The sequence below is a fragment of the Bacteroides sp. genome (genome assembly GCF_052357945.1).
Lineage (GTDB): Bacteria > Bacteroidota > Bacteroidia > Bacteroidales > Bacteroidaceae > Bacteroides.
On sequence record NZ_DAWCXD010000160.1, the window covers coordinates 1 to 10,336 of the forward strand.

A 10,336-nucleotide genomic window follows, 5' to 3' on the forward strand; every position below is an offset into this window, starting at 1 on the left:
ACATTTTAACAAGCGAAAAGGTAGAAGATTGTCAACTGCTGATTCGCATAAATAAATGATTTTGTTTCTTTTCTGATTGTTGGGTGCGGGCTTGAATGTTAGTTGCCGGCGTTGATCGTTTCAATCAGTGCGGGAAGTTCTTCGATAGTGCGTATCACGTAAGAAGCTCCTGCGGCAAGCATGCGCTCTTTGACATCGGCGATGCGGGCTTCGAGTTCGGAGGCAGGCATTGATTTTGTCTCAGCTTCGGTAAGTGCCATTTCATTGCTGCCAAGAATCACGCCTATGCTATACACTTTCGCGTTTACTCCTTCGCGAATATCGGCAATCGTGTCACCCACTTTTATAACGGCGTCGAGGCTGGGGACTGCTAATTTCGTCAGGTTCTCAAAAATCATGTAAGGAGCGGGACGTCCGGCGGGAAGCAGGTTGGGGGTGGCACAATAATCCACGTGGTATCCTTTTGCCTGTGCGGCGGGGAGAACTACATCCATCATTTCGCGGGTATAGCCGGTGGTCGATCCTATTTTAATACCTGCGGCACGCAATTTTTCCAAAGTTGGGATTACTCCCGGAATAGGGTCTGTGTAGTTTTCGAGAGAGGCGAAGAGATGCTTCTCGAAAAGGCGGTTTAGTTCTACCACGTCTTCTTCCGTCCAGGCGCGTTGGTAACGGGCGGTAAACTGTTCGTTCACGTCAGGCATGGAAAGTAGTTCGCGGATGTGTTGAATTTTGGGTAGTCCCATTGGTTTGCGGGTCTGTACAACATCGATTACCAGTCCTTTTTCGGCAAATGCTTCGATAAAAGCAGCCACGGGGGCAAAACATCCATAGTCAACGGCTGTACCAGCCCAGTCCATAATAATACATTCAATCTTTTTCATTCTTGTTTCTATATAATATTGGTTTATTCGTCAGAAATTAGTAAGAAGCGAGGGAGGGGACGGGGCAGGATTCGTTCCCGCGTATTTCACCCTGTTTCCCTTTTCTGTATTTTTGTGTCAGATAAATCATTGCTAAGGTGAACGCAAAGGTGCAGACGATTCCTACTGTCCCTGCCATCGTATTGTAGAATTCCAGCCAATTCAAATCCGGGTTGAAACATTCTTTCACTACCAATACCACCACTGTGCCTGTGTAGCCGATGGAATCGACCATCGCTATGAAGAAACCTACATTTCCCTTGATGCGGAAACAGGCGATGAAGCGGTCGAAGAAAATGGTTTGAAAGCTCAAGTAGGAAAAATAGAGGCAGAGGCTCTGGATAAATAACCACACGAGCGGAGAAAGTTGCAGGGTATGGTAGTTGAATGCCACAGTGCTAAGTGTGATTGCTCCCGCAATGACAAGGGTCAATAGAACGGAAAGTACTTTGATGTGGCTTTTCATCACTGCTAGGGTGGCGAAAATGGCCAGGATAATCAGTGTGACTACACCGTCCACTTTGGCGAATACCCACGGGGAAAGTCCGGCGGCATTGACGTCTATGATTTTCACCAGAAAGTCTTCCTTGACATCTTGCAAAACGGTGAGAAAGAGGTTGGCGAAGAAAAGCAGTGTCAATATGGGAGCAAAGCTGCGGAACAGGTTCCAGCGTTGTTGTTTGTTGAGAGTGACACGTTCCACACGCAGTGCTTTGTCTTCGGCAGTCGGTTTGGGCAGGTGATCGAGGATATAGCCCAGTCCTGCCAGCAAGGGCAATGCTACCGCACCGATCAGTGCAGGCATCCAGAACTCACTGACGTGCAGGGTGTCGACAACGAAAAGTCCGATGGATTTGGCTGTGCCGCTACTGACTGCGATACTGAGTCCGAAAAGGGAAGCGAGCAGATCCGTCACCCGGCGTCCTTCGAGGAAGCTGAAGATGACTCCCCACATACAGCCAAGCGACAGTCCGTTGAAGAACAACGCCAACACATTGAACGGGCGGGGTAGGCATCCGAAAAGAACCAAAGAGAGTTCGGCCACTAAAATAGAAACAAGAATGAATTTCAGGCGGCCTTCTCTCTTCAGTTCGGAAATAAGTTTGATCCCGATAAACTTGGATACCATATATCCGAATATCTGGATGATGCTGGTGGCTATCTTATAGTCCATACCAAATAGTTCCATGCCGTCGAACGTGGCGGCGGTGAACGGTTTGCGTAGTGCGTAGACTAATGAATAGGATAGCAGTGCCGCTCCTCCCGCATAAAGGATAAAGAGTAAATCGGAAAGTTTCTTTTGGGCCGAAGGCGACAGTTTTTCTTTGAAATTCATAATGCTATTTTTTTGTTTCCGGTGCAAAAGTAGGGTGTCGGAGCGAACGAAAAAATGAATTTCAATGAATCATATTGTATATATGAGCCTTTAAGTGTACTGAAATATTAATGTAATATTCATGCAATACAAACATAATACCTTAGTCATTCCTTTGCAATGGAATCAATTAACAAACCGAAAATCATGGACGAACTTACGGATATTTATAAAAGAATAGAGTACCTGCGCAACAACGGGGTGAAGATGAAAGAAATTGCCGACCGGGTGGATATGGCTCCGAGTGTGTTGTCTGCTTTGTATTCGAGTGTGCTTCCCGCTTATATCGATTTATTGAAAACACGCACACCGGACGAGGCGTTGGATGAAGCTTTGGCACTGGTGAATAATGTTTCCAAGAAACGCTTATTAAATAATGTGGGATCGGTGAGGCTGTTGCTTCAGGAGATGGAGCCGGACGTGCAGAGCGAGGCGGAGAGTGGCAACTCTTTTATCAAGTTGCTGGGGAAGGAGGCGAAAGAGTCTGTGCAGGAGGTGTATAATTATAGCGGTATGTATCTTAGTTACAGTTTGTCGTCTTCTACGGATAGCCTGAAGATCGAGCCGTACATGATTTGTGCTTCCGAGAATAATGAATATGTGAAGGTAGGGATGATTAATGCGTATAAGTCGGTGCATTGGGGGAGCGGGATTATCAGTAATCATCAGAACTCTTACCTGATGTTCAACGAAAGGGATTTGCCACAGTTTGCGCTGGTGACTATTTACCTGCAACTTCCGCATTATGAGTTTCCGAATATGCTGAAAGGGCTTTATCTCTGTCTGGACTACAATCATAATCCGATTGCACGTCGTATTGTGCTGGTGAAACAGTCGGATAGTACGGATGTTAATCAGTTTCTGGAGATGGAAGGGTGTCTGGTTCCGCGGGCGGATTTGACTCCGGAATTGGAGGTGTACTATAATTATACGTGTCAGGAGGGGGATTATATCAAAACGTGTACGGTGCCTTCACCTAAGTTGGATGAGACGGATTTGGAGAGAGAGAAGAAGATGTTGAAGATTTAAAGACAAACAACAATAAAAAAGATCCCGGATGAGAATTGGTTTTAAAACCTTTTTCATCCGGGATGATTTTTTGTATATGTTTTCTCTATCTTTCTATCGTTATATTCGCTAGAAGAAGAATCGCAAAATATCATTGAAGTTAGCCCATATCAACAGACCGAAGAGTAGAATCATACCGGTCATCTGGGCGTATTCCATAAACTTGTCGCTCGGTTTGCGGCGGGCTATCATCTCGTAGAAGAGGAAGAGCACGTGGCCACCGTCTAATGCGGGGATAGGGAGGATGTTCATGAAAGCCAGGATGATGGAAAGGAAGGCTGTCATATACCAGAACTGATGCCAGTCCCAGGTAGCGGGGAAGATGCTACCGATCGTTCCGAAGCCGCCCAGCTGTTTGGCTCCTTCTTTCGAGAAGAGGTATTTCATGTTTCCTACATAGCCTTTCAGGGTTTTCACACCGAGGGAGACACCTGCGGGGAAGGATTCAAAGAAGGCATATTCTTTTTTTACCATAGGGAGCAGACGGTCTGTGACGAGACAGGCGGTTACACCCATCAGGTAGGCGGAGTCTACACGCATACTTAGCGTGTCTGTTGCACCGTTACGCACATAAGTCAGCGTGATTAGACGTGGATCTATGCTGTCTTTGAGCAGGGTTGCTTCGTTTTTCTTACGTTCTGCCATCGCTTCTTTGAAGTCGGAGAAAGAGATCGGTGTTCCGTTCAGGGCGATGATGCTGTCACCTGCCTGGATTCCTGCTTGTGCGGCAGGAGAGTTCACCATTACGCTGTCTATAACGTACGGGAAACGGTAGGAGGCGAAGCGGACACTGTCTGCCAAGAGGCGTTGCATCAGGTCTTCCGGGATATAGACGGAGGCTTTTGCCCCGTTACGGATGACGCTTACTTCGCGTGCATCGGCAATCTGGCTCAACATGTCGCCGTCATAACGTTCGAAAGGAACACCGTCGGCAGAAAGGAGGATATCACCGTCCTGGAAACCTACCGCTTTGGCAGTCTCGTTGAATTCCATACCAAGAGGGGCTTCCTGTACCTTTATATATTGGTCGCCCCATGCAAAAAGAATCATGGAGTAGATGAACAGTGCCAACAGGAAGTTGAACAGTACGCCACCCACCATTATCAGCAGACGTTGCCACGCCGGCTTGGAACGGAACTCCCACGGTTGTTCGGGTTGTTTCATCTGTTCGGTATCCATCGACTCATCAATCATGCCGGCTATTTTGACATAACCGCCCAATGGCAACCAGCCTACTGCATACTCTGTGTCACTTTTCTTGGGTTTGAACTTAAAAAGGGTGAACCAAGGGTCAAAAAATAAGCAGAATTTTTCTACACGCACCTTAAACAAACGGGCAAAAAGAAAATGCCCGCCTTCATGAACGATAACGAGCAAGGATAAGCTCATAATCAATTGCAGGGCACGAATCAAAAATGTTTCCATATAGTCTATTACAGTTTAAAGCCTTCAACTAATTCTCTACCGAAGAGAGGATATAAAGGCTATTTTCAATTTATATTAATACTAATCAATTTCTTTATTTTCTTTGTTCATCAATGGGATGAAGCGGATCATATCAGACTGGCTGCTATTTTCCTTGCTTCCGCATCCGTAGCTACATAATCGTCGTATGTCGGATTGGCGATGAAGGCAACCCGTTCCATTGTTTTCTCTATTACGTCGCTCATGCCGAGGAAGCTGATGCCGTCTTTCAGGAAAGAGGCTACCACTACTTCATTGGCAGCATTGACGATACAGGGCATATTCCCTCCGCGGTACATCGCTTCGTAGGCGAGTGCCAGGTTGCGGAACCGTTTCGTATCGGGTTGCTCAAACGTCAGATTCGTGCATTGGGAGAAATCGAGTCTGTCGAAAGAAGAGCTGATACGGTCGGGGTAGGAGAATGCGTACTGGATGGGCAGGCGCATATCTGGCATCCCAAGTTGTGCCTTGACAGCTCCGTCTTCAAACTGCACCATCGAGTGGATGACTGATTGCGGATGCACCACCACTTCGATCTGGCTGGGCTGAACACCGAACAACCATTTGGCTTCGATCACCTCAAAACCTTTATTCATCATGGAAGCGGAGTCGATTGTGATTTTTGCTCCCATTTCCCAGTTGGGATGTTTCAAGGCTTGCGTCTTTGTGACGGATTTCAGCTGTTCCAAGGTGCAAGTGCGGAACGGACCTCCGGAGGCTGTCAATATCACTTTCTCGATCGGGTTACCCACTTCTCCCGCTAAACACTGAAAAACAGCAGAGTGTTCAGAGTCTACCGGCAGAATCGGAGTGCGATATTGTTGTGCCAACTGATTAATCAGTTCGCCCGCTACTACCAATGTTTCTTTATTGGCCAACGCAATCGCTTTCTTGGCGCGGATGGCGTTGATGGTTGGTTTTAGTCCGGCATAACCGACCATGGCTGTCAACACCATGTCGATGGGGCCTGCTTCTACAATCTGACAGATAGCGTCTGTGCCTGCGTACACTTTGATGGGCAGGTCGCTCAATGCTTCTTTCAGTTCGGAATACTTTTCTTCGTTGGCTATCACTACCACTTCCGGCTGGAACTTCCGTGCCTGGGCAATCAGTAGTTCCACGCGGTTGTTGGCTGTCAGCGCATAGGCTTCGTACAGGTCGGGATGTTCTTCGATGACTTGCAGAGCCTGCGTCCCGATGGAGCCTGTTGAGCCTAGGATAGCTATTTGTTTTTTCTTTTTGTTAGTCTCTATATTCATTTTTCTATTATCACTTAAAATACGATGTATTTTTCGGGATTTACCGGATGACCTTTATACCAAAGTTCGAAATGGAGGTGCGGCCCTGTACTAAGTGTGCCGCTGTTTCCTACCAGAGCGATGGCTTCCCCTCCTTTCACGCGTTCACCTTCCTTTTTCAGGAGGGAGCCGCAGTGTTTATAGATTGAAATTAAATCCTGGTTATGTTGTACGCCAATCAGATAACCTGTCTCGGCGGTGTATGTACTTAGGATGACGGTCCCGTCCATGGTTGCCAATACACTTTCGTTGGGATTGGCGGCGATGTCGGTGCCGTAATGTTTCTTCTCGGCATTGAAGTGGTCGGACACCATACCTCGTGTCGGACGGTATAAAATGAGTCCGGTCACGTCCGGTTGGGAAGTGATGGAGGTCAGGTTATATTTTTCATTCTCTTCATACTGACGGCGGAATTCTTCTTCCCGTTTGGTACGTTCCATCAGTGTGTCTTCGCGGGCAGTGGTCAGTGAATCGAGTGTCTGCACGCTGTCGATGGATACTTTTCCACTGAAGATATCCTGAATGTTCATGATGTAAAGATTCTGCTTGTTGAGCACTTGTTGTAAAGAGTCTACACGCAGGGCATTGTCCACGATTTGTGTACGGACTTCACTGTTCATGTATCCGGGGAGGTAGTTGCGCAGCGGGGTGAAGGTGATGATGCAGGAAGCGATCAGGAAAAGTACCGCCAGCACGCAAAGTAATACGGAAAGTCCATTGAGCTTGGATACGCGAAGTCCGACAATTTCTTCAAGTGTATTTTCATTAACGATCGTTAGTTTATACTTGAACTTGAAATTTTTCCAGAAAGCTTTACTTCGTCTTCTCTTTGGCATCTCGGGTATTTACTGTTTTTACTATTTACTATTTACTATTTTCAGTGGATGAGCGGCTCATCGTTTGATTCGTTCTCACCGGTCATCTTCCAATTCCTCCAGATTGAGCAACCCTTCGGGAAGTTCCACCGTGATGAGTTTCTGTTTCTGGTCTATTCCTACGATAAATTCCTCCTGGGCGGGAACGAGCAGTTCCTCTTCTTCCGCTCCTTCAACCACGAAAAGGGTGTTTACCGTAGTGGTATCTACATCTATGACTTCTCCCAGAAGTCCGTGATGGATGTCTTCCATCTGGAAACCGATAAAGAAGTTCCAGGATAATTCGCCATCTTCCGCTTCTTCGGCGTGTTTCACGGGGAAGTAGACTTCAATGTTGGTGAACATTCGGGCACGTTCGGCACTGTCGACTCCTTCCAGTTTCACCAAGGCAGTGGAGTCTGAACGGAAGCGGTATTCTTCGATGAAGAAAGGCACGAAAATGCCATCGAGCAGACATATCAGGTAATCACAGTCCACACGGTCGAAAATATCGTCCGTGAAGGTAAATTGCAATTCGCCGTGGATCCCGTGCGGTTTATTGAATAATCCTATCTTGTATACTTCTTCTTTCTTTATCATATCCGGGTGATTCTGGCTCCGATAGCGTTCAGACGTCCTTCGATGTTCTGATAACCACGGTCTATCTGTTCGATGTTACTAATGGTACTGGTTCCTTCGGCGCTCATGGCGGCAATCAGAAGGGCGATACCGGCACGTATATCCGGTGAAGTCAGGCGGGCGCCGCGCAGCTTGAAGCCGTGGTTGTGTCCGATGACTACGGCACGGTGAGGGTCGCAGAGAATGATCTGTGCACCCATGTCAATCAGTTTGTCCACAAAGAACAGGCGGCTTTCGAACATTTTCTGATGGATCAGTACGCTGCCTTTGGCTTGTGTGGCTACAACGAGCATCACACTTAGCAAGTCGGGAGTCAGTCCCGGCCAGGTGGCGTCGGCTATCGTCATGATGGAGCCGTCGATAAATGATTCTATCTGGTATGTTTCCTGTGCGGGAATGTAAATATCGTCTCCTCTCTGTTCGAGCTTGATGCCCAGACGGCGGAAGCTCTCGGGGATGATTCCAAGATTTTCGTAAGAAACATTCTTGATGGTAATTTCGCTTTTCGTCATTGCCGCCATGCCGATGAAGCTGCCCACTTCAATCATGTCGGGCAGTACGGTGTGTTGCGTGCCGTGCAGTTCTTCCACGCCTTCGATGGTGAGCAGGTTGGATGCGATACCGCTGATTTGGGCTCCCATCCGGTTGAGTAACCGGCAGAGTTGTTGCACGTAGGGTTCGCAGGCGGCATTGTAAATGGTGGTCGTACCTTTGGCAAGTACGGCTGCCATGACGATGTTGGCTGTTCCGGTGACAGATGCTTCGTCCAGTAGCATATAGCTTCCCTGAAGTCTGTCGGCCGTTATTTCGTAGATACCCCGCTCTTCGTCGTAGCGGAAGTCGGCCCCTAAATTCTGAATACCTACAAAGTGAGTGTCCAGACGGCGGCGACCGATTTTATCTCCTCCCGGCTTGGAAATCAATGCCTTGCCGAAACGTGCCACCATGGGACCTATAAGCATCACAGAGCCTCGCAGACTGGAACATTTCTTTAGGAATTCATCGCTTTCCAGATAAGCCAGGTCTACATTTTCTGCTTTAAAACTATAAGAATCAATGCCTTTCTTCGCAACCGTCACTCCCATCTCCCGCAAGAGCTGAATCAGGTTGTTGACATCAAGAATGTCAGGTATATTGTTCACCGTCACTTCCTCTGCGGTCAGCAACGTGGCACAGATTATCTGCAAAACTTCGTTTTTAGCTCCTTGCGGGTGGATTTCTCCGCTAAGCCGATGTCCTCCTTCGATTACAAATGAAGCCATTAATTTTTTTAGTATTAAGTATAAAGTGTTTAGTATCTTCTTTTATTGTTTTGACGATTGTTGGTATAGTTCGTCTTCGGACGGTAGTTCTGATTCAGGCGTTCTGCCATCAGCCGGACGATATCGTCGGTCATTTGGAGTTCCCCGTTGGACAGTTCGTACAGGTCTTCGGCAATCTTTTTGTCGTCCACTGTATCTTTGTTCCATGCCAGGTAATCCTTTTTCATGTGGTTGCAGATAAGGGCAATCAGGTTTCTCTTTTCGTTTCCTTCAGGGAATTCGATCGCTTTTTTTATCAGTACTTCCAGCGTATGTCCGTAGTGACGGTAACGCATACGGGCAGTGGAGTAGGGGATATGGTCCGGGCGGGTCACCAGATTGTCCTTGCGGATGATTTCATACGGATAGTCAATATCCAGCTCAAAACCGGACATGATAGCCAGGTGGTCCCAAAGCTTGTGCTTGAAATCGGGTACATCACGCAAATGGGGGAACATATTTCCCATAATGTTGATGATGGTGTTAGCACAACGCTGGCGTTCTGCACGATCCTGAATGGTCAACGCATAATCTACCATGTTCTGGATGCTACGTCCGTATTCGGGAAGCGGCATTCTTTTCTGTTGAGTATTGTATTGCATTTGTTAAATTAAAATTGAGAATTAAAAATTAAAAAATTAAAGAAGCTTTTTCGGCATGGAGGCAACGAATTCTTTCAGGTAGAAAGGTTCGAAGTAAGCCACGTCTTTATAGTCTTCATCGGCCACTGCTTTTTCTGCCAGTGGGAACATCATTTTAGCTAGCGGATGGATATTGTCGATAAAATGTGCGTTCGGATGCGTGATCTGTTCGCGGCATTTGTCGGCTCCGTTTCCAAAGAAATAAACCGGTTGTTCGTTCAGGAACTCCAGGTAAGAGTTCTCATCTACGATGTCGGCGGCAACTGTACGTTTCACTTGTAGACGACGGTCATAGACGGCTGCATATACTTCCATGCGGCGGGCGTCGATCATCGGACAAAGCAAAGCGTTTTCGGGCAAGTCGTGATACAACAGCACCGGAACACTCAATACTTCCAGCGTCGGGATACCGATTAAGGGTATATTGCGCCCGTAACAAACTCCTTTCGCCATAGAAACCCCGATTCGGAGTCCGGTGTACGAACCCGGTCCACAACTCACTGCAACGGCATCCAAAGGGATGGCATGACTGTCTATGAACGACAATGCTTCATCTACAAAAACTCCTAAAGACACGGCGTGTGAAGGGCCTTTCAAGTCTTCTTTCACAAAAATCGTCTGTCCGTCTTGACTGGCCGCTACCGAGCAAACAGAGGTAGAGGTTTCAATATTCAGTATACACGACATAAAAATCAGCTTATTAAATTGTCGCAAATTTACATGATTATTTCCAATTCTTAAAATATTCGTGTACTTTTGCACAAAACTTTAAG

The 10,336-nt window shown here is 47.1% G+C and carries 10 protein-coding genes; 1 reads left to right on the top strand and 9 read right to left on the bottom strand.

Features of this window, described 5'->3' with window-relative positions:
- Positions 1-98 precede the first annotated feature (98 nt).
- Together phnX and ACT8YW_RS19675 are read right to left on the bottom strand one after the other, a co-directional pair.
- A complete protein-coding gene (gene phnX / locus ACT8YW_RS19670) occupies positions 99-884 on the bottom strand; it encodes a phosphonoacetaldehyde hydrolase (RefSeq protein ID WP_444106879.1) in 786 nt (261 codons plus the stop codon).
- A 37-nt stretch (positions 885-921) separates the two neighbouring features.
- On the bottom strand, positions 922-2,259 hold the full coding sequence (locus tag ACT8YW_RS19675) for a DUF5690 family protein (protein ID WP_004296790.1): 1,338 nt from the start codon (positions 2,257-2,259) through the stop codon (positions 922-924).
- A 186-nt stretch (positions 2,260-2,445) separates the two neighbouring features.
- Here ACT8YW_RS19675 and ACT8YW_RS19680 point away from each other — a divergent pair, with 186 nt between their 5' ends.
- Positions 2,446-3,327 (top strand): hypothetical protein, encoded by an 882-nt coding sequence (locus ACT8YW_RS19680; protein ID WP_122136996.1) that lies wholly within the window; start codon positions 2,446-2,448, stop codon positions 3,325-3,327.
- Positions 3,328-3,435: 108 nt separating this feature from the next.
- On the opposite strand, the gene rseP is transcribed toward ACT8YW_RS19680, so the two are convergent.
- From rseP to tsaB, 7 genes are all read right to left on the bottom strand, one after another.
- The gene (gene rseP, locus ACT8YW_RS19685; protein WP_004296792.1) at positions 3,436-4,791 is read right to left on the bottom strand and encodes an RIP metalloprotease RseP; all 1,356 of its coding nucleotides are present in this window, start codon (positions 4,789-4,791) and stop codon (positions 3,436-3,438) included.
- Between the two features lie 128 nt (positions 4,792-4,919).
- Complete coding sequence (locus ACT8YW_RS19690; RefSeq protein WP_004296793.1) at positions 4,920-6,089, bottom strand: 1-deoxy-D-xylulose-5-phosphate reductoisomerase; 1,170 nt, start codon at positions 6,087-6,089, stop codon at positions 4,920-4,922.
- A 14-nt stretch (positions 6,090-6,103) separates the two neighbouring features.
- Complete coding sequence (locus ACT8YW_RS19695) at positions 6,104-6,964, bottom strand: M23 family metallopeptidase (RefSeq protein WP_004296794.1); 861 nt, start codon at positions 6,962-6,964, stop codon at positions 6,104-6,106.
- A 75-nt stretch (positions 6,965-7,039) separates the two neighbouring features.
- Positions 7,040-7,582, bottom strand: coding sequence for a ribosome maturation factor RimM (gene rimM, locus ACT8YW_RS19700; protein ID WP_004296795.1), 543 nt, complete (start codon positions 7,580-7,582; stop codon positions 7,040-7,042).
- Positions 7,579-8,883 carry a UDP-N-acetylglucosamine 1-carboxyvinyltransferase gene (gene murA, locus ACT8YW_RS19705; protein ID WP_444106880.1) on the bottom strand — a complete coding sequence of 435 codons (1,305 nt, stop codon included), beginning with the start codon at positions 8,881-8,883 and terminating at the stop codon, positions 7,579-7,581. Before murA ends, rimM begins: the two co-directional genes overlap by 4 nt.
- 29 nt (positions 8,884-8,912) lie before the next feature.
- The gene (locus ACT8YW_RS19710; RefSeq protein WP_004296797.1) at positions 8,913-9,524 is read right to left on the bottom strand and encodes a DUF4290 domain-containing protein; all 612 of its coding nucleotides are present in this window, start codon (positions 9,522-9,524) and stop codon (positions 8,913-8,915) included.
- A 36-nt stretch (positions 9,525-9,560) separates the two neighbouring features.
- The gene (tsaB, locus tag ACT8YW_RS19715; protein ID WP_008998746.1) at positions 9,561-10,250 is read right to left on the bottom strand and encodes a tRNA (adenosine(37)-N6)-threonylcarbamoyltransferase complex dimerization subunit type 1 TsaB; all 690 of its coding nucleotides are present in this window, start codon (positions 10,248-10,250) and stop codon (positions 9,561-9,563) included.
- Positions 10,251-10,336: the final 86 nt, after the last annotated feature.

Bases quoted from the DNA above. Each gene is read 5' to 3' on its own strand.
- phnX (WP_444106879.1), bottom strand. From the start codon at position 884: ATGAAAAAGATTGAATGTATTATTATGGACTGGGCTGGTACAGCCGTT.
- ACT8YW_RS19675 (WP_004296790.1), bottom strand. From the start codon at position 2,259: ATGAATTTCAAAGAAAAACTGTCGCCTTCGGCCCAAAAGAAACTTTCC.
- ACT8YW_RS19680 (WP_122136996.1), top strand. From the start codon at position 2,446: ATGGACGAACTTACGGATATTTATAAAAGAATAGAGTACCTGCGCAAC.
- rseP (WP_004296792.1), bottom strand. From the start codon at position 4,791: ATGGAAACATTTTTGATTCGTGCCCTGCAATTGATTATGAGCTTATCC.
- ACT8YW_RS19690 (WP_004296793.1), bottom strand. From the start codon at position 6,089: ATGAATATAGAGACTAACAAAAAGAAAAAACAAATAGCTATCCTAGGC.
- ACT8YW_RS19695 (WP_004296794.1), bottom strand. From the start codon at position 6,964: ATGCCAAAGAGAAGACGAAGTAAAGCTTTCTGGAAAAATTTCAAGTTC.
- rimM (WP_004296795.1), bottom strand. From the start codon at position 7,582: ATGATAAAGAAAGAAGAAGTATACAAGATAGGATTATTCAATAAACCG.
- murA (WP_444106880.1), bottom strand. From the start codon at position 8,883: ATGGCTTCATTTGTAATCGAAGGAGGACATCGGCTTAGCGGAGAAATC.
- ACT8YW_RS19710 (WP_004296797.1), bottom strand. From the start codon at position 9,524: ATGCAATACAATACTCAACAGAAAAGAATGCCGCTTCCCGAATACGGA.
- tsaB (WP_008998746.1), bottom strand. From the start codon at position 10,250: ATGTCGTGTATACTGAATATTGAAACCTCTACCTCTGTTTGCTCGGTA.